The organism is Cupriavidus cauae (assembly GCF_008632125.1).
Taxonomy (GTDB): Bacteria; Pseudomonadota; Gammaproteobacteria; order Burkholderiales; family Burkholderiaceae; genus Cupriavidus; species Cupriavidus cauae.
This window is the reverse complement of record NZ_VWRN01000015.1, coordinates 1-18,894: the sequence shown is the minus strand read 5'-3', so window position 1 is coordinate 18,894 and position 18,894 is coordinate 1. Positions and strand designations below refer to the sequence as shown.

The window sequence follows — 18,894 nt, the reverse complement described above, 5'->3', positions numbered from 1 at the left end:
ATGGCAAACAGATGGCAAAGAAATGGCGATCGCAAGGTCAGCGGTCGATGCCGCCCATGCACAGGTACTTGATCTCGAGATAGTCCTCGATGCCGTATCGCGAACCTTCCCGGCCCAGGCCAGATTGCTTGACCCCGCCAAACGGCGCCACCTCGTTCGAGATCAAGCCGGTATTGATGCCGACCATGCCGTACTCCAGCGCCTCGGCCACGCGCCAGATGCGGCCGATATCGCGACTGTAGAAGTACGACGCCAGCCCGAACTCGGTGTCGTTGGCCATGCCGACCACCTCGTCGTCGGTATGGAAGCGGAACAGCGGCGCCAGCGGGCCGAACGTCTCTTCCTTCGCCACGCGCATCGCCGGTGTGACGTCGGCCAGCACGGTCGGCTTGAAGAAGGTGCCGCCGATCGGATGGCGCTTGCCGCCGGCCAGCACGCGCGCGCCCTTGTCCAGCGCGTCGGCGATATGCAGCTCGACCTTGGCGACCGCGTCCTCGTTGATCAGCGGACCCTGCAGCACGCCCGGCTCGACGCCATGGCCGACCTTCAGCTTCGCCACCGCGGCGACCAGCTTGCTGGCGAAGGCGTCGTAGACCTTGTCGTGAACGTAGAGCCGGTTCGCGCAGACACAGGTCTGGCCGGCGTTGCGATACTTCGACGCGATGGCGCCCTCCACCGCCGCGTCGAGGTCGGCATCGTCGAACACGATGAACGGCGCGTTGCCGCCCAGCTCCAGCGACAGCTTCTTGATCGTGTCCGCGGACTGGCGCATCAGGATGCGTCCGACCTCGGTCGAACCGGTGAACGTCAGCTTGCGCACCACCGGATTGGCGGTCAGCTCGCCGCCGATCGCCACCGCGTCGCCGGTCACCACGCTGAACACGCCGGCCGGCACGCCGGCGCGCTCGGCGAGCACGGCGAGGGCCAGCGCCGACAGCGGCGTGTCCTCGGCGGGCTTGAGCACCATCGTGCAGCCGGCCGCGAGCGCAGGACCGACCTTGCGCGTGATCATCGCCAGCGGGAAATTCCACGGCGTGATGGCCGCGCAGACGCCGACCGGTTCCTTGACCACCACCAGGCGGCGGTCCGCCGTCGGGGACGCCAGCACATCGCCGCAGACGCGCTTGCCTTCCTCGGCGAACCATTCGAGGAACGAGGCGGCGTAGATCACCTCGCCCTTCGCCTCGGCCAGCGGCTTGCCCTGCTCGGTCGTCATCAGCAGCGCGAGGTCGTCGGCGTTTGCCAGCATCAGCTCATGCCACTTGCGCAGGACCTGGCTGCGCTCGCGCGCGGTGCGGCGGCGCCATTCGACCTGCGCGACGCGCGCGGCCTCGATGGCGCGCCGCGTCTCGGCCGCGCCCATCATCGGCACCTTGCCGATCGGCGCACCGGTGGCGGGATTCGTGACGACGAAGGACTCGCCGCGGTCGGCGTCGACCCACGCGCCGCCGACCAGGGCCTGCGCACGCAGCAGGCCGGTATCGTTCAATTGCATCATCAGCTCCGGGGGAATGGGGGGCGGTATCGCTCGGCGAATCGGCGGATCAGCGGACCAGCACGTCGGCGAGGATGTCCAGCCCCTCGTCCATCACCGCATCGGGGATGGTCAGCGGGAACAAGAAGCGGATCACATTGCCGTGCACGCCGCACGACAGCAGCAGCAGGCCCTTCTGCAGCGCACGGTTCTGCACCTCGCGCGTGAACTCCGCATCGGGGCTGCCGTCGGCCTGCTGGAACTCCACCGCGACCATCGCGCCGAGGCCGCGCACTTCGGCGATCTGCGGCACGCGCGGGCGCAGGCTGTGCAGCCGGTCCATCAGCCGTTCGCCGAGCGCGGCGCCGCGCGCGATCAGGTTCTCTTCTTCCAGCACCTCCAGCACCGCCAGCGCGGAAGCCACCGCGAGCGGATTGCCGGCATAGGTGCCGCCGAGCCCGCCCGGCGCCGGCGCGTCCATGATCTCGGCGCGGCCGCACACCGCCGACAGCGGCATGCCGCCGGCCAGGCTCTTGGCCATGGTGGTCAGGTCCGGCGCCACGCCGTAATGCTCCATCGCGAACAGCTTGCCGGTGCGGCCGAAGCCGGTCTGCACCTCGTCGGCGATCAGCAGGATGCCGTGCTCGTCGCAGAGCGCGCGCAGCGCCTTGACGAAGGCGGCGGGCGCGACATTGAAGCCGCCCTCGCCCTGCACCGGCTCGAAGATGATGGCCGCGACGCGCTTCGGATCGACGTCGGCCTTGAACAGGACCTGCAGCGCCTTCAGCGAGTCCTCGACCGACACGCCGTGCAGCTCGCACGGATACGGCGCGTGATAGACCTCGCCGGGGAAGGGACCGAAGCCGACCTTGTAGGGCACGACCTTGCCGGTCAGCGCCATGCCCATCATCGTGCGGCCGTGGAAGCCGCCGGAGAACGCGATCACCGCCGGCCGCCCGGTGGCGGCGCGGGCGATCTTGATGGCGTTCTCGACGGCCTCGGCGCCGGTGGTGAAGAACGCGGTCTTCTTGGCCCACTGGCCCGGCGCGCGCTGGTTGATCTTCTCGGCCAGCTCGATATAGCTGGCATAGGGCACGATCTGGTAGGCCGTATGCGTGAAGCGCTCCAGCTGCTTCTGCACGGCGGCGACCAGGAGCGGATGCCGGTGGCCGGTGTTCAGCACGGCGATGCCGGCGGCGAAGTCGATATAGCGGCGGCCTTCGACATCCCAGATCTCCGAATTCTCGGCCCGTTCGGCGTAGAAATTGCACATCACGCCCACGCCACGGGGCGTGGCGGCATCCTTGCGGCGGACCAGTTCGGCATTCTTCATCGTCTTCTCCATGGGGCTTCGGGTTGGGCGCGCGGACGGCATACGGGCCGGCCGTCCGGGCCAATGCGTTGTCATGCGGCGGCGCGGATCCCCTTCGGATCCCACTCCTTGCCGGGGATCGCCGCGATCAGGCGCTGCGTGTAGTCGTGGCGCGGCGCGTCGAAGATCTGGGCCGGCGGCCCGGATTCGACGACCTTGCCCTTGTGCATCACGATCACGTGGTGGCAGATCTGCGCCGCCACGCGAAGGTCGTGCGTGATGAAGATCAGGCCGATATCGAGACGCTTCTGCAGCGTGGCCAGCAGCTCCAGCACCTGCGCCTGCACCGAGACGTCGAGCGCCGACACCGATTCGTCGGCCACCAGCAGCTTCGGCTCGAGCGCCAGTGCGCGCGCGATGCCGATGCGCTGGCGCTGGCCGCCGGAGAACTGGTTCGGATAGCGGTCGAAGGCCGAGTCTTCCAGCCCGACCAGCTGCAGCAGTTCGCGCGCCCGCGCCTCGGCCTTCTGGCGCGGCACGCCGCTCGCGACCGGCCCGTCGCTGATGATCCGGCCCACGGTATGACGCGGATTGAGCGAGGCGAACGGGTCCTGGAAGATCATCTGCACGTCCTTGCGCAGCGGCCGGAAGCGCCGCTCCGGCAGCTTCGCGATGTCCTGGCCCTGGAACAGCAGCGTGCCGCCATCGATGTCGGTCAGCCGCAGCAGACATTTGCCGATGGTCGACTTGCCCGAGCCCGACTCGCCGACGATGCCCAGCGTCTCGCCGCGCCGCACGGTGAAGCTGACGCCGTCGACCGCATGCACCACGCGCTTGCGCGAGAACAGGCCGCCGCCGGACACATAGGTCTTGCGCAGGTCGCGCACCTCCAGCACCGTCTCCGCGGCCTGGCCGTCGGCTTCGCCGCAGCGCCCGTGCGGCACCGCGCCGATCAGCCGGCGCGTATAGGGATGCTGCGGGTGGTTCAGCACCTGCTGCGCGGTCCCCATCTCGACCAGCACGCCCTTCTCCATCACGGCGACCCGGTCGGCAATTTCCGCCACCACGCCGAAATCGTGGGTGACGAACATCACGCCCATGCCCTTCTCGGCCTGGATGCGCTTGATCAGCGCCAGGATCTGCGCCTGCGTGGTGACGTCGAGCGCGGTGGTCGGCTCGTCGGCGATCAGCAGCGCGGGCTCGAGCGCCAGCGCCATCGCGATCACCACGCGCTGCCGCTGGCCGCCCGAGAGCCGGAACGGATAGCTGTGCACCAGCGTCGCCGGATCGGGCAGGCCGACGAAGTCGAGCAGCTCGAGCACGCGGCGCATGCGCGCCTCGCCCGGATAGGCGTGGTGCACGCGCATGACCTCGGCGATCTGGTCGCCGACGGTCATCACCGGATTCAGCGCGGACAGCGGCTCCTGGAACACCATCGCCATGTCCTTGCCGCGCATCGCCAGCAAGGTGGCTTCGTCCTGCGCCAGCAGGTCCTTGCCGCGGAACAGGATGCGGCCGCCCTGCGGCTTCAGGTAGGACGGCAGCAACCCCATGATGGCGTTGGCGCTCATCGACTTGCCGGAACCGGATTCGCCGACGATGCAAAGAATTTCGCCGGCGTGCAGGTCGTACGAGATGTCGCGCACCGCGTAGGGGCGGTCGCCGCCCTTGGGCAGCGCGATGGTCAGGTCACGGATCGACAGCAGCGGCGCGGAGATCTGCGCAGCATGGGAGCCGTGAGCGCCGCAGGAGCTTTGGTCAGCGTGCATGGATTGGACAGGCATGGCTGGCTCCCTCATTCGCCGCGGCGGCGCAGCTGCGGATTCATGGCGTCGTTCAAGCCTTCTCCGATCAGGTTGATGGACAGCACCGTCAGCAGGATCGCCACGCCGGGCCACACGCTCATCCACCAGGCCTCGCGGATCATCGTGCGGGCCGCACCGATCATGAAACCCCAGCTCATCATGTTGCGGTCGCCCAGGCCCAGGAAGGACAGCGCGGACTCCGTCAGGATCGCGGTGGCCACCATGAACGAGGCCGACACGATGATCGGCGACATCGCATTGGGCAGGATCTGCGTGGCGATGATGCGCAGCGGCTTCTGGCCGATCACCACCGCGGCCTGCACGAACTCGCGCTGCTTCAGCGACAGGAATTCGCTGCGCACCAGGCGCGCCACCGGCGGCCACGACACCACCGAGATGGCGCCGACGATCGAATAGATCGACGGATTGAAGATCGCGACGATGACCACCGCCATCGCCAGCTGCGGAATCGTCTGGAAGAACTCGGTAAAGCGCATCAGCGCGTCGTCGATGCGGCCGCCGCAGTAGCCGGCCACCGCGCCGATCAGGATGCCGAACAGCAGCGCGACCGCGGTGGAGATCACGCCGACCAGCAGCGACACCCGCGCGCCGTACAGCATGCCGGCGGTGATGTCGCGGCCCAGCATGTCGGTGCCGAACGGATAGGCCGGATCGGCGAACGGCTGCACCAGCGGATCGGCCACCATCAGCCACGGCGATTCCTCGTACAGCACCGGGGCGAACAGCGCGAAGGCGATCACGGCGAGCAGCACCAGCGCGCCGATGACCGCGCCGTAGTTGCGGCAATAGCGTTGCAGGAAGGCTTTCATGCGGTGGCTCCCTTGCCGCCGACCGAGATGCGCGGATCGATGAAGCGATAGAGCACGTCGGTCAGCAGGTTGAAGAAGACGACGAGGGCCGACGTCACGAAGAAGATGCCCAGCAGCAGCTGGTAGTCGCGCTGCAGCAGCGCATCGAACATCAGGCGGCCAATGCCCGGCCACGAGAACACCGTCTCGGTCAGCACCGCGCCGCCGGCCATCTGGCCGAGCTGGATGCCGGCGAAGGTGATCACCGGCAGCAGCGCGTTGCGCAGCACGTGCACGCGGATCACGCGGTTGGCCGGCACGCCCTTGGCGCGCGCGGTCTTCACGTAGTCCATGCCCATCACCTCCAGCATCGAGGCGCGGGTCAGCCGCACATAGACCGCCATGAAGAAGCAGCCGAGCGAGATCGTCGGCAGGATCATGTGCAGCGCCACGTCCTTGACGCGCGCCATGCCGGTGTAGCCGGCGCCGATGGTCTCCATGCCGAATGCCGGCAGCCAGCCGAGCACCACCGAGAACAGGATGATCGCCATCAGCGACAGCCAGAACAGCGGCGTCGCATACAGCAGCAGCGCGCCTGACATCACCGCGCTGTCGATCCAGCGGCGGCGGTTCTCATAGCGGGTACGCGCGGCGATCACGCCGAGCAGCACGCCCAGCACGATCGAGAAGACGAAGGCGCCGCTCATCAGCAGGAAGGTGGCCGGCAGGCGGTCGAGGATCAGGTCCAGCACCGGCAGATGGTTGCGGTACGAATAGCCCAGGTCCAGCTGGGCCACGCCCTTCAGATAGATGCCGAGCTGCGCCAGCAGCGGCTTGTCCAGGCCGAACTGCTCGCGCAGCTGGCCGACGAAGGCGGCATCGCCGGCGCCGGCCTCGCCCGCCATCACGGTGGCCGGATCGCCCGGCGCCAGGCGGATCAGGAAGAAATTGATGATGACGACGCCGAGCACGACCACGATGGCCTTGCCAAGACGCGAGATCAGGAAGGAAAGGAAATTCACGGCGGACTCCACGCGGGCGATCGGCGGGTGGCGGACAGCACTTCGTTGGGGCGGTCACCCCTGACCCCTGCCCCTCTCCCGCTGGCGGGAGAGGGGAGAACACCGGGGGCGTTTCGGATGGCGCTACAGCCCTCAGTTCTTCTCGATCGAGACGTTGTCGAACGACTCGTTCAGGCCGATCGCCGTGGTCACCAGGTTCTTGACGTTCTTGCGATAGAGCGTGGGGAACTCCAGCTCGAACAGGTTGGCGTTGGCGACGTCGTTGACGAGGATGCGCTGCACCTCGCTATAGAGCTTCTGGCGCTCGGCCGGGTCCATGGTGGCGCCCGCCTTCGCCCACAGTTCGTCCGCCTTCGGATTGTTGTAGCCCTGCACGTTGGCGAACGGCGTGCCCTTGACGATATTGCGCGCGACGTACAGCCGCTCCACGCCCAGCGCCGGATCGCCGTACTGGTAGGTGTAGGTGGTGGTCAGGTCGAAGTCCCAGTTGCTGACCCGCGCGGCCCAGGTGCCGGCGTCGGCCGATTCGATGCTGACCTTGAAGCCCAGCTGCTCGAGCATCTGCTTGACGTACTCGTCCAGCCGGTCCCAGTTGGCGCCATACGAGGTGGCGAGGATCTTGATCGGGTACTGGCCGACATTGACGCCCGATTCCTTGATCAGGTCGCGCGCCTTCTTCAGGTTGAAGTCCATCGCCGGCATGTTCTTGTCGAAGAACAGCGTGGTGGACGCGAACGGGCTGACCGCCGGCTTGCCCATGCCGAAGAAGATGTTGTTGACGATCATCTTGCGGTTCAGCGCATGCATGACCGCCTGGCGCACCTTGACGTTGTCGAACGGCGGCTTGCGCTGGTTCATCAGCATGCTAGCCATCGGCGAGAACAGCTCCCAGCCCTTGGTGGTGTATTCCACGTTGGGCAGCGCGCGCAGGCGCTTGACGTCGACGTTGTCGACATCGCCGCCGCGCAGCACCTGCACGTCGCCCTTTTCGAACGCCACCGCGCGCGAGGCCGAATCGGGGATCACGTAGAAGACCAGCTCGTCCAGGTACGGCTTGCCCTTCTTCCAGTAGTTCGGGTTCTTCGCCAGCTTGATATAGGCACCCTTCTTCCACTCCTTGAACATGAAGGGGCCGGTGCCGACCGGCTTCTGGTTGGCCGGGTTGTTGCGGTAGTCGGTTCCCTCGTACAGATGCTTCGGCATCATCGGCATGGTGCCGGTCTCGAACATCGAGATGAACGGCGGGAACGGCTCCTTCAGCTTGATCTCGACGGTGGTGTCGTTGACCGCGCGGATCGACGCCATGTATTTGTTTAGTACGGCCCGCGTGCGCACATGGACCTCGCGCAGCAGCTTGTCGATCGAGAACACCACGTCGGCCGAGGTGAACGGCTTGCCGTCGTGCCACTTGACGCCGCTCTGCAGCTCGAAGGTGTAGGTCAGGCCGTCGGGCGAGATCTTCCACGACTTGGCCAGCTCCGGCTGCGGCTTCAGGTCCGGCGTATAGGTCAGCAGGCCCTGATAGATCTTGCCGGCGATGTATTGCGTCGGCGCCTGCGAATTGAGCGCGCTGACCAGGATCGGCGGCTCGGGCTGCACGATGCCGGACAGCGTGCCGCCGGTGGTCTGTGCGGCGGCGTCGCCGGCGGGCAGCGCCAGCGGCAACAGGGACAGGCCTGCCGCCGCGATCGCCAGCGAAGCCAGGCGCTGTTGAAAGCGCGTCGTAACTCGTTTCATCGGCTCGTTTCCTTGTCGTAGTGAACAGCGGGTACTGAGGGCACTGCTTGCACTTGGATCGTCATGCCGTGGCAATCGGCTCCACACCGCACCAGTCGTGCAGGAACTGCGCCAACGTGGTGGTCACCCGCACCATGCTGTCGAGCGACACGGATTCGTCGATGCCGTGGATGTTGCGGGCGACCGGCCCGTAGCACGTCACCGGGGTATCGAGCATCAGGCGGAAATGGCGCGCATCGGTGGTGGCGGTGGTCGCCTCGCGCTTGACCGGCTCGCCGTGGACCTTGCGATGGGCCTCGGCCAGCGCCAGCATGCTCGGCACGTCGAGATCGAACTCGCAGCCCGGCGCATGGAAGCCCTCGTAGCGGATAACGAGTTCGAGATTGCTGGCGAGCCGCGCGACGGTGGCGCGGATGCGCGCCTCGACGATGGCCTTGGTCTCGTCGATGTCCATATGCGGATAAAAGCCGATGCGCACGCCGAGCGTGCAGGTGCACGGCACCGACGAATTCCATTCGCCGCCGTGGATCTGCCCGAGATTGAAGTTGATCGGGTGCGCGTGGTCGCGATATACCGGCGGGCGGTTCTCGGGCCGGTTCCATTCGGCCTCGAGCTCGCGCAGGTCTTCCATCACGGCCACGCCCGCCTCGACAGGATTGACGCCGGACGTCATGTAGGCCGCGTGGGCCGGCTTTCCGGTCAGCTCGATGAACATCCAGTAGACGCCGACCTGCGCGCTCATCAAGCCCTCGCCCAGCGGCTCGGGAATGATCACGGTATCGAAGGCGGCCAGCTTGCCGGCGCCGACCGCGCTGCGCAGTGCCGCCACGGTCGCCAGCGCCCCATTGCCGGTGTTCTCTTCCTCGAGCACCGCGTTGAAGCCGACCGCGCCGGCCGGCTGCACGCCGAGCGCGCGCAGCGCCTTGAACGCGGCCAGCGCGCAAACGATGCCGGCCTTCATGTCGCCGGAGCCGCGGCCATAGAGCCAGCCGTCCTCGACCACCGGCGTGTACGGCGGATTGCGCCACATCGATTCGGGGCCGGTGGGCACCACGTCGAGATGGCCGTTGAACAGCACCGACCGTCCACCCTTCGCGACGGGCCGATGGGTGGCCAGCAGGTTGTAGCGGCCGCCATCGGGGCAGCACGGCGGCGAGAACAACGGCAGATGCCGGATGGCATCGGCGCGCAGATGGATGCGCTCCGATTCGAGTCCCAGATCGCGCAAGGCCGCCTCGATGAATTCCGCCGCGGGTTGCTCCTGCCCCGACGGGCTGGCGGCGGCGACAAAGCCCGACAGCGTCTGGACCATATAGGGCAACAGCGAGCGCACGGCGCCGGCGATGTCAGAGGTACTGAGTTGGCTTGCCGAATCTTGCATGGGGGCTCCTTGGAACGCCGGGCTGCGAGGCTCGCCGATGTGAAAACTGCTTGCACCGGCACGCGATGGGTGGGAAATTAGCGCACAGTTGGCACCATAGATAGGTCCATATTTGCCGTTTTTGCTGGAGCCATTTTTGAAAGAATCCATTCTGTCCGAGCTGCTGCTGCAACGGCTGGAACGGCCGGCCGACGGCAGCGCCGACAAGGCCGGTACGCATATGAACCGGCAGGTCTATCAGATCATTCGCCAGGAAATCCTTGCCGGTACGATCCCCGCGGGGTGCAAGCTGCCCGCTTCGCGGATGCTGGCCAAGGAGGTCGGGGTCTCGCGCAACACCGTGCTGTATGCCTACGAGCAGCTGTTGGCCGAGGGCTACGTCACGGCATCGACCGGAAGTGGCACCTTTGTGTCGCACACCTTTCCCGACCATAGTGCATTGCACAAGGTTGGCGCCGCGAATGGCACCATCACCGTGCCTGCAGCGCAGCAAAACCCGAACCGCTTTGCGCTGTCGCGGCGCGGCCAGCATCTGGTGTCGCATGCCGGTGCGTCCGATCGCCAATGGGGTGCGTTCATGGCCGGCGTGCCCGACGTCTCGCTGTTTCCGCGCGCGGTGTGGAACCGCCTGCTGAACAAGCATTGGCGCGAGCCGCGTCCCGAGCTGCTGACTTATGCGCACAACGGCGGCTATCTGCCGCTGCGCCGCGTCCTCGCGGAGCATCTGCGCCTGGCGCGCGGCGTACGGTGCGATCCCGAACAGATCATCATGACGACGGGCATCCATCAGGCGATCGACCTGATCGCGCGTCTGCTCGCCGACCCCGGCGACAAGGCCTGGATGGAAGACCCCGGCTACTGGGGCACGCGCAGCCTGCTGTCGAACTCGGGCGTGGAGCCGATTCCCGTGCCGGTCGATGGCGAGGGCATCGCGCCGGACGCGGCGACGCTGCAGAATCCGCCGCGCTTCATCTTTGCCACGCCGTCGCATCAGTACCCGCTCGGCACCGTAATGAGCCTGTCGCGCCGGCGCATGCTGCTCGAGTACGCGCGCCAGCGCGGGGTCTGGATCGTCGAGGACGACTACGACAGCGAATTCCGCTTCGAGGGCCGCCCGCTCGCGTCGCTGCAGGGGCTCGACGAGCACGATCGCGTGATCTACATGGGTACGTTTTCGAAGACGCTGTTTCCCGGCATCCGCATGGGCTTCATGGTGTTGCCCAAGCCGCTGGCTCCGCATTTCGCCATCGGGCTGTCGGAGCTGTTCCGCGAGGGGCAGCTGATCCAGCAGGCGGTGCTGGCGGACTTCATCGAGGAGGGGCACTACGCCACCCACATCCGGCGCGTGCGCTTGCGTTATGCGCAGCGGCAAAGCCTGCTGCGCGAGGCGATCGCCGAGCGCTTCGGCGCGGACTGGCCCACCTCCACGCACGAGGCCGGACTGCATCTGGTGATGCATCTCCCGCCGGGCGCAGACGATCTGGGCATCAGCATGGCGGCACGCACGCAGGGCCTGAGCGCGCGGCCGCTGTCGCGCTACTACAGCGACGAGACGCAGGCGCGGCAGGGCCTGCTGATGGGCTATGCCTGCGTGCCCGAGGAAGAGATCGGGCCGTCGTTCCGCAAGCTCGCCGAGGTCATCGAACCGGCGATGGAGCATCTGGCCCGCACGCAGGCGCCGCGACGCGAATCGCCGGTCAAGATCAACCGCGAGGCGTGGAGCGGGGCGTGAGCGCGGAGCCGAGTGCGGAGCCGAGCGCCGAGCCGAGCGCCGAGCGGAGCGCCGAACCGAGCGCAGAGCCAAGCGCGAAGCCGAATCCCGCTCCCTTTTCCCCTGTCCATCCGACCCCGCTACCAGACCGTTCATGACCACTTCGATCACTCAAACCCAACCCGCCGCGGCAAGCAGCCGTGACGCCCTGCTGTCCGAACTGGCCGCCGTGCTCGACCCCGCCGGCCTGCAGACCGGCGACGCCATCGAAACGCGCTTTCGCAAGGACTGGTACGCCCCGCTCGATCCGGTGCCGCCGATCGCGGTGGCGCGGCCGCGCAATACCGCCGAGGTCTCCGCGGTATTGGCGATCTGCCATCGCCATCGGCAAGCGGTGGTGCCGCAGGGCGGATTGACCGGACTGGCCGGCGCCGCGACGCCCGCCGGCGGCGAACTGGTGCTGTCGCTGGAACGGATGCGCGGCGTCGAGGAGATCGACGATCAGGCCGGCACGATGACCGTGATGGCCGGCACCACGCTGCAGGCCGCGCAGGAGGCCGCGCGCGCCGCGGAATGGCTGTTGCCGGTGGACCTTGGCGCGCGCGGCAGCTGCCAGATCGGCGGCAACATCGCCACCAATGCCGGCGGCAATCGCGTGATCCGCTACGGCATGATGCGCGACCAGGTGCTGGGACTCGAAGCGGTGCTGGCCGACGGCACCGTGCTGACGTCGCTGAACAAGATGCTGAAGAACAATGCGGGTTACGACCTGCGCCAGCTGTTCATCGGCAGCGAAGGCACGCTCGGCGTGATCACGCGTGCGGTGCTGAAGCTGGCGCCGCTGCCGGCCAGCACGCAGACCGCGCTGTGCGCGCTGTCCCGCTACGAGGACGTGGTGCAGCTGCTGCGCCATGCGCAGCGCAAGCTGGCCGGCAGGCTGTCCGCGTTCGAGGTGATGTGGGCCGACTTCTACGAGCTGGTGACCACGCGCGTGTCGGGCGTCCGTGCGCCGCTGCCCGCGGGCCATCCCTTCTACGTGCTGCTCGACCTGCAGGGCGACGACGCCGGCCAGGACGCGCCCGCCTTCGAGTCGATGCTGGAGACGGCGATGGATGCGGGCCTGATCCAGGACGCGGCGGTCGCGACCAGCGACAAGGAGGCGCAGAGCTTCTGGCAGTTGCGCGACGCGGTGGCGGAGTTCCCGGTGATGTGGGCGCCCAACGCCGCCTTCGACGTGAGCCTGCCGATCGGCCGGATCGGCGAGTTTGCGCAAGCCCTGCGCGCCGCCGTGCTGGACCGGTGGTCGACCGCCGAGCTGGTGAACTTCGGGCACGTCGGTGACAGCAATCTGCATGTCAGCGTCTATCTGCCCGGGGTCGCGCTGCCGGACTTTCCGGAGCACGAGATCAGCGAGGTGGTCTATCGCGTGGTGCAGGACTTCGGCGGCAGCATTTCCGCCGAGCACGGGATCGGCACGCACAAGAAGCCGTTCCTGGGATGCTCGCGCACGCCCGAGGAACTGGCCGTGATGCGCCTGCTGAAGCGGACGCTCGATCCGAACCATATCCTCTGCCCGGGCCGGGTCGTCGATCTGGAGGTCGTCGATCTGGACTGACCCAGCGGGATCGGGTGGGATGGGACGCGGATTGAGTGCAATTGAGCGCGAGTGAGCGGGATTGAGCGAGATGGGCCATCGGGGTGTGCCGCCTCGAATGACGCGGCGCGCCCCGATGATTCGGCCGCTATTCGACGCTCGCCGCCGCCTTGACCGGACTGCCGCGCAGCGTCGCCTCGCGCAGCCGCACGACCAGCAGCGGCGCGAGCAGCGATACCGCGGCGCTGGCGAGGAACAGCGCGCGGAAGGCGCGCTCGGCGGTCTGCCGCACGACGGCGGCCTCGGCGCCATCGCCCAGCGACAGCACCTCGCGGAACAGATGCATCAGCACGTCCTCGCCGCCGGGCAGCGGGCTGACCGCCATGCCGCTGTGGCGCAGCAGCGCGATCAGCACGGTGGTCAGCACCGCGACGCCGACCGCGCCACCGAGCATCCGCGAGAACGCCGTCAGCGCGGTGGCGACGCCGACCTGCTGCGGCGGCACCGCGTTCTGCGTCGCCACCAGCGCGCTCGGTAGTTGCAGGCCGATCGCCAGGCCCAGCGCCACCATCACGATCGCGGTCAGCACCACCGCACCCGGATCGACGAAGGCCAGCGCCGCGATCACCAGCGGTGCCGCGGCCGACCCGATCAGCTGCAAGGGCTTGTAGCGGCCGCTCCAGGTCATCAGCCGACCGGCGATGAAGGCGCCGAACGGAATCGCCAGCGTCAGCGGCACCAGCCGCAGCGCCGCGCTGTCGGCTTGCGCGCCGCCGACCACCTGGAAGCGCAGCGGCAGCAGCACCGACATCGCGATCAACTGGAAGAAGCACAGGAACAGCGTGATGCAGCAGATCGCCACCGTCGGCACGCGCAGCATCGCCAAGGGAATCACCGGATCGGCCGCGCGGCGCTCCTGCCAGACGAACAGCAGCAGCGCCGCCAGGCCGCCGCCCAGCAGGCTCAGCGAATCGGCGCGCCAGACGTCGTGCCCCTGGCCCAGGCGCGTCAGGAACACCAGCACGCCGGTCAGTCCACCGCCGAACAGCAGCGCGCCGAGATAGTCGATCCGATGCTTGCGGCCGCCGCCGGCCGGCAGATGGCGCAGCGCGCGGCGCACCGTGACCAGCGCCAGCAGGGCCAGCGGCAGGTTGATCCAGAAGATCCAGCGCCACGACAGATAGTGGGCGAGGTAGCCGCCGATCACCGGGCCCGCCATGCTGGCGACCGCCCACACGCCGCTGACATAGCCCTGATAGCGGCCGCGCTCGCGCAGCGGCACCACGTCGGCAATGGCGGCCTGCGATACCGAGATCAGCCCGCCGCCGCCAAGCCCCTGCAGAATGCGCGCGACGATCAGCTGCGGCATGGTCTGCGCGAGCGCACAGGCGATCGAGGCCACCAGGAACAGCACGATCGCGAACGACAGCACCGAGCGCCGGCCGAGCACGTCGGACAGCTTGCCGTAGATCGGCGTGGCGACCGTCGACGCAATCAGGTAGGCCGACACGACCCAGGCCATCACGTCGAACCCGTTCAGGCGCAGGGCAATCTCGGGCAGCACCACGGCGACGATCGACTGCTCCAGCGCCCCGAGCAGGATCGCCAGCATCAGGCCGAAGATGACCTGCATCACCGGGACCGGTGGAGACCCGGTCGGCTCGCCGGGGTGAAGAGGCCTTGGCGGGAGGGATGACGCCGCAGGCGACGTCGGAGAATCTGCGGAGGCCGCAATGGAGGCAGCCGCGCCGACAAGGCGCAGACCAGAACGAGCGGGAGCGATCATCGGGCGGGCAAGGAGAAACAACATAGCCGGTGCACGACCCCACTGGTCGGACCGGCTTTTCTAATGAAGGACAGGAGGTTATTGTAGGCGCTTGCTTGAAAGTGTGCGTTTCTGCACGCTTTCGCTACCCTCTGAACTCCGCAAGGGCCCGATGGCCCTCGGATGAATCTCCGCAACCTGTAGCGTTAGCCCCAGGATATCGCCCAACCGACCAAGCATATCGAGCGTGAAGTTGATACGGCCATGCTCGATGCCGCTCACGGTCTGTCGAGAGATGTCGGCCATCCTGGCCAGCATCTGCTGCGTCAAGCCAAGCGCCATTCGTTGCTGGCGCATGGCATTGCCTATTCAAGCGCGATTCATTTCTGGCCTCCTTTGCTTGTCGATTGTGCGCGACAAACGGAGGATCGCAGTGGTCCTGGGAGCTATGAGCTATGCCATCAGCCTGCTTTCGCCTGGCGAGATATGTTCAGAAACTCTGCCAGTCGTCGGCCCCAGCACCGGAAGCTTCCGTCGCCAAGGCGGACGGCCGTAGCGCCGCGGGTCGGGCCTTCCCAGGCGTTGCGGCGGCACTGCCGGCTCTGGATTCGCGGTGGCGCCTGTCGGCAGCGGGCTCGCTCCGCGCCGCGGTCGACATGACCCCTTGCGCCGACGACTTCCCCAACGGCGCCGCCATGGCGAGCACCGGTTCGCGGACCGGTTCCGCGGCACGCGGCAATGCAGCCGGCGACGCCTCGACGCGGAACTTGGCCGCGTCCTGCACCAGCCCGGCGGCCTGCTGTTGCAGGCTCTCGGCGGCGGCCGCCGCCTGTTCGACCAGCGCGGCGTTCTGCTGCGTCACGCTTTCCATCTGCGCGATCGCGCGGTTGACCTGCTCGATGCCGGTCGACTGCTCGGCGCTGGCGGCCGAGATCTCGCCCATGATGTCGGTCACGCGGCGAACGGCTTCCACGATGCCGTCCATGGTGCCGCCAGCCTGCTCGACCTGGCGGGCACCGACTTCGACCTGCTCCACCGATCGGTTGATCAGCTCGCCGATCTCCTTGGCCGCCGCGGCGCTGCGCTGCGCGAGGCTGCGCACTTCGGCCGCGACCACGCTGAAGCCGCGCCCCTGTTCGCCAGCGCGCGCGGCTTCGACCGCGGCGTTCAGCGCCAGGATATTGGTCTGGAAGGCAATGCCCTCGATCACGCCGATGATCTCGGCCACCTTGGCCGACGACTGCGAGATGCCCTGCATCGTCTCGACCACGCTGCGCACGGTACGTCCGCCCTCCGCGGCCACGGCCGAGGCGTTCACGGCGAGCTGGTTGGCCTGGCGGGCGTTGTCGGCGTTCTGGCGCACGGTCGAGGTCAGCTGCTCCATCGAGGCCGCGGTCTGCTCCAGCGAGGCCGCCTGCTCCTCGGTACGTTGCGACAGGTCGGTGTTGCCCTTGGCGATCTCCCGCGTGGCGCCGTCGATCGCGCCCGAGGCGCCCTGGATGCCGCGCACCAGCACGGACAGCTCAGCGAGGGCGCGCTGCATTGCCTTCAGCATCCGGCCCATCTCGTCGTTGCCCTTGGCGCGGATGGCGAAGGCCAGGTCGCCCTGCGCAAGCGCCTCGGCGGCAGCCAGCGCCTGCCGCGCCGGTCCGGCGATCGAGCGCGTGATCGCCACGGCCAGGCCGACGGCCAGCAGCGCGGACACCGCGCCGAGCGCGAGCAGCAGATTGCGCGTGAACAGATAGTCGGCCTGGGCCTGCTCCACCGCCTCGATGGCCATCTTGCGACCCGAGGCGATCAGCGTGTCCAGGCGTTCAAAGTACGCCGCCTGCGCCGCGGGCAGCGTGACGATCAAACCGGCGCGCGCGGCGACGAACTCGCCAGCCTGCAACTGCGTCAGCAATTGGTCCAGCTGGGCGTTATAGGCGGCGCGATGCTTGCCCAGTTCATTGAAGGTTTGCTTCAGGCCGGCGTTATCGGTGGCGGCGATCAGCTTGGAGAGCTCGTCGAGCGTGGCGCTCATCTGCTTGCGGCGCTCGTTGACGCGGCCGACGTTCTGCTGGACCACGGCCGGATCCTCGGTCAGCACCGCGTCGCGCACCATGATGCCGATGGCCTGTGCGCCCTCCTTGACGCCGTCCAGTTCCATCACCTTCAGCAGACGCTGCTCGACGGTCGTCCGCATCGACGCGTTCATGTCGCCAAGCGCGATCAGTCCGAAACCGGCCACCACGGCCAGCAGCGCCACCATCGCGGCAAAGGCCCCCGCCAGCCGCGCGCCAATGCCGAAATGCTTCCATCCTCCCATACCGCCCCCTTTTTCTCTCGTAGTCGACGCCTCGCGCGCATGCGCGACGGTGCATCGCTAACGGCAGAAGGGGGCGCTTTCTTGATGGGCAAACCGATACGGCGGGATCAAGCCGGATAGAGCCCGGCCTCGGGCGTCAGGCGGAGATGTCAGGAAAACGAGCGGTGGGCACGGATGCCATGCCCAAATGAAAAACAAGGGGCAAAAACCCCGTCAGCTCCACAGATCGCTCGAGACGGGACAGGTGTCCAATTGACGTCGAGCATCCGGTATTCCGCCTGAGGCGGCGAAGACGTCCGGCATTGCACAGGACGCGGGCAAAAAAAGAAGCCCACGCGCGGGGTGCTCGTAGGCTTTCCAGGACTGCTAGAGCCGATTGGCTCGTGGCCGACTATAGCGGTGCTTAGATGAGGTGTAAATACAGTTTCCATCAGGGTAAATGCCGATAGTGACGCTTACTTTGTTTTACAAATAAAACAAGGAAGCAACGTCAGCCGCGCATGCCAAAAAGTGGCGAGGTGAGTACCTACTCGGATGGAAGGCGGCCTGGAGCGCGGCACGACGCTTCGGAGACGCTTCAAAAGGCACTTTACGCGGAGAACCGCTCCGTATATCGGCAGATGTATTCAAGTACTTAATTAGAGGTTTACCTCTAGACCTTAGAACAGGCCCCTTCGCTCCCCGAGTTGTAAAAATTTGTTACTCTCCGGGCCGAAGTATTCCCCTTCTCTTCTGGCAGCACCGCCAGTCCGACCGTCGAGGCAGAACATCCGCGAACAACAAGCGCCACGGCCGCAAGGACACGCGATGGCTTCCCCCGCGCCGGTACCGAGAGCGAATGTTTCATCCCTCGCCATGATCAGGCTCTCGCCAATACGGATACCGTCACGCCGCATCCGCCCCGGCTCGTGCCTGATCCCCGTACCGTTGTCTGCCGACAGAACCCTATCGGGCTCGACCGGAGAAGTCGTGAAGTTTCAGGAAATCAGAAGTATTCGCCCGGGCCGGCAACTGCAGGACCGACAACTGGCTTTTCACCGCGCCAGCCGGCATCCGGTGGTGCTGCACCTGACCAGCGGCGTGCGCCTGCACGGGGTCGTGGTCGGCGCCGACGCCTATATGGTGCTGCTTGCCACCGGCCCGGGTGACCCGGCGCCCCAGATCGTCTACAAGCACGCGATCGCGGCGATCACGCCGGACAACGTGGACGGGGAGCCGATCCAGCTGCCCCAGGACGAGGTGCCGCCCGAGTTCGTCCGCTTGTTTACGCCCCGCACGCGCTCCCGCCGGCGCGCCTGAGCCCCGCCCGGAGCCGCCCGCAGCCTTGCAATGACAGCTTTCCGCACCACCGCCGAAAGATCACTCTAAACCTTTCGGCCGCCCGGTCGATAACCTTGGCAACGGAGGCACTTCACGCTTTGCAGTGCAGGCAGCCAACGTTACGGCAACCGCCGGAATGCGAAAAACATTGCAAATAGGAGTCGTACATGCCGCAAATCATCAACACGAACACGTTGTCTCTGATGACTCAGAACAACCTGAACACGTCGCAATCGGCGCTGAACACCGCGATCCAGCGCCTGTCCTCGGGCCTGCGTATCAACAGCGCCAAGGACGACGCGGCTGGTCAAGCGATTGCCAACCGTTTCACCGCCAACATCCGCGGCCTGACTCAGGCTCAGCGCAACGCCAACGACGGCATCTCGCTGGCGCAGACGACCGAAGGCGCGCTGACGGAAGTTAACAACAATCTGCAGCGTATCCGTGAGTTGGCTGTTCAAGCGTCGACCGGCTCGAACTCCCCGTCGGACCTAAAGTCGATTCAAGACGAAATCAATCAGCGACTGGCTGAATCGCCCCGGGTTTTGCGGAGGCTCTCACTCTTGAGAGAATGCGAGCCATGAGCAAGAACAACGCAAACAAGTTTTCCCCGGAAGTGCGCGAGCGCGCCGTGCGCCTGGTGCAGGAGTCGCGCG

At 67.0% G+C, this 18,894-nt stretch carries 13 protein-coding genes and 1 pseudogene; 4 read left to right on the top strand and 10 right to left on the bottom strand.

What is annotated here, in order from left to right; genetic code table 11:
• Positions 1-37: 37 nt before the first annotated feature.
• From gabD to F1599_RS03520, 7 genes are all read right to left on the bottom strand, one after another.
• Entirely contained in the window at positions 38-1,495 is a 1,458-nt protein-coding gene (gabD, locus tag F1599_RS03550; protein ID WP_150082271.1) for an NADP-dependent succinate-semialdehyde dehydrogenase, read from the bottom strand.
• Between the two features lie 49 nt (positions 1,496-1,544).
• On the bottom strand, positions 1,545-2,807 hold the full coding sequence (gabT, locus tag F1599_RS03545; RefSeq protein WP_150082198.1) for a 4-aminobutyrate--2-oxoglutarate transaminase: 1,263 nt from the start codon (positions 2,805-2,807) through the stop codon (positions 1,545-1,547).
• 71 nt (positions 2,808-2,878) lie between these two features.
• Positions 2,879-4,555: an ABC transporter ATP-binding protein gene (locus tag F1599_RS03540; protein ID WP_150082270.1), complete on the bottom strand. Its 1,677-nt coding sequence runs from the start codon at positions 4,553-4,555 to the stop codon at positions 2,879-2,881.
• 26 nt (positions 4,556-4,581) lie between these two features.
• Positions 4,582-5,421, bottom strand: a complete 840-nt coding sequence (locus tag F1599_RS03535; protein WP_053823479.1) for an ABC transporter permease — start codon at positions 5,419-5,421, stop codon at positions 4,582-4,584.
• Positions 5,418-6,422, bottom strand: coding sequence for an ABC transporter permease (locus tag F1599_RS03530; RefSeq protein ID WP_149319518.1), 1,005 nt, complete (start codon positions 6,420-6,422; stop codon positions 5,418-5,420). Before F1599_RS03530 ends, F1599_RS03535 begins: the two co-directional genes overlap by 4 nt.
• 132 nt (positions 6,423-6,554) lie before the next feature.
• Positions 6,555-8,159: an ABC transporter substrate-binding protein gene (locus F1599_RS03525; protein ID WP_150082197.1), complete on the bottom strand. Its 1,605-nt coding sequence runs from the start codon at positions 8,157-8,159 to the stop codon at positions 6,555-6,557.
• A gap of 61 nt (positions 8,160-8,220) precedes the next feature.
• Positions 8,221-9,540, bottom strand: a complete 1,320-nt coding sequence (locus tag F1599_RS03520; protein WP_150082196.1) for an ArgE/DapE family deacylase — start codon at positions 9,538-9,540, stop codon at positions 8,221-8,223.
• 136 nt (positions 9,541-9,676) lie between these two features.
• Here F1599_RS03520 and pdxR point away from each other — a divergent pair, with 136 nt between their 5' ends.
• Positions 9,677-11,272 (top strand): MocR-like pyridoxine biosynthesis transcription factor PdxR, encoded by a 1,596-nt coding sequence (gene pdxR, locus F1599_RS03515; RefSeq protein ID WP_190286291.1) that lies wholly within the window; start codon positions 9,677-9,679, stop codon positions 11,270-11,272.
• Between the two features lie 133 nt (positions 11,273-11,405).
• A complete protein-coding gene (locus F1599_RS03510) occupies positions 11,406-12,866 on the top strand; it encodes an FAD-binding oxidoreductase (protein ID WP_150082195.1) in 1,461 nt (486 codons plus the stop codon).
• A gap of 127 nt (positions 12,867-12,993) precedes the next feature.
• Here F1599_RS03510 and F1599_RS03505 read toward each other — a convergent pair whose 3' ends face one another.
• The 3 genes from F1599_RS03505 to F1599_RS03495 form a co-directional block, all read right to left on the bottom strand.
• The gene (locus F1599_RS03505; protein ID WP_150082194.1) at positions 12,994-14,478 is read right to left on the bottom strand and encodes an MDR family MFS transporter; all 1,485 of its coding nucleotides are present in this window, start codon (positions 14,476-14,478) and stop codon (positions 12,994-12,996) included.
• 231 nt (positions 14,479-14,709) lie between these two features.
• Entirely contained in the window at positions 14,710-14,967 is a 258-nt protein-coding gene (locus tag F1599_RS03500) for a helix-turn-helix transcriptional regulator (protein WP_223819442.1), read from the bottom strand.
• A gap of 133 nt (positions 14,968-15,100) precedes the next feature.
• Positions 15,101-16,918 carry a methyl-accepting chemotaxis protein gene (locus F1599_RS03495; protein ID WP_150082193.1) on the bottom strand — a complete coding sequence of 606 codons (1,818 nt, stop codon included), beginning with the start codon at positions 16,916-16,918 and terminating at the stop codon, positions 15,101-15,103.
• A gap of 969 nt (positions 16,919-17,887) precedes the next feature.
• On the opposite strand from F1599_RS03495, the gene F1599_RS03490 reads away from it, so the two are divergent.
• Positions 17,888-18,217: an RNA chaperone Hfq gene (locus F1599_RS03490; RefSeq protein WP_150082192.1), complete on the top strand. Its 330-nt coding sequence runs from the start codon at positions 17,888-17,890 to the stop codon at positions 18,215-18,217.
• A gap of 188 nt (positions 18,218-18,405) precedes the next feature.
• Positions 18,406-18,780 (top strand): annotated as a pseudogene (locus F1599_RS03485) (flagellin N-terminal helical domain-containing protein); the annotation flags it as partial.
• Between the last annotated feature and the right edge of the window lie 114 nt (positions 18,781-18,894).

Coding starts and splice junctions, on each gene's coding strand:
- gabD (WP_150082271.1), bottom strand. CDS start 1,495: ATGCAATTGAACGATACCGGCCTGCTGCGTGCGCAGGCCCTGGTCGGC.
- gabT (WP_150082198.1), bottom strand. CDS start 2,807: ATGAAGAATGCCGAACTGGTCCGCCGCAAGGATGCCGCCACGCCCCGT.
- F1599_RS03540 (WP_150082270.1), bottom strand. CDS start 4,555: ATGCACGCTGACCAAAGCTCCTGCGGCGCTCACGGCTCCCATGCTGCG.
- F1599_RS03535 (WP_053823479.1), bottom strand. CDS start 5,421: ATGAAAGCCTTCCTGCAACGCTATTGCCGCAACTACGGCGCGGTCATC.
- F1599_RS03525 (WP_150082197.1), bottom strand. CDS start 8,159: ATGAAACGAGTTACGACGCGCTTTCAACAGCGCCTGGCTTCGCTGGCG.
- F1599_RS03520 (WP_150082196.1), bottom strand. CDS start 9,540: ATGCAAGATTCGGCAAGCCAACTCAGTACCTCTGACATCGCCGGCGCC.
- F1599_RS03510 (WP_150082195.1), top strand. CDS start 11,406: ATGACCACTTCGATCACTCAAACCCAACCCGCCGCGGCAAGCAGCCGT.
- F1599_RS03505 (WP_150082194.1), bottom strand. CDS start 14,478: ATGCAGGTCATCTTCGGCCTGATGCTGGCGATCCTGCTCGGGGCGCTG.
- F1599_RS03500 (WP_223819442.1), bottom strand. CDS start 14,967: ATGCGCCAGCAACGAATGGCGCTTGGCTTGACGCAGCAGATGCTGGCC.
- F1599_RS03495 (WP_150082193.1), bottom strand. CDS start 16,918: ATGGGAGGATGGAAGCATTTCGGCATTGGCGCGCGGCTGGCGGGGGCC.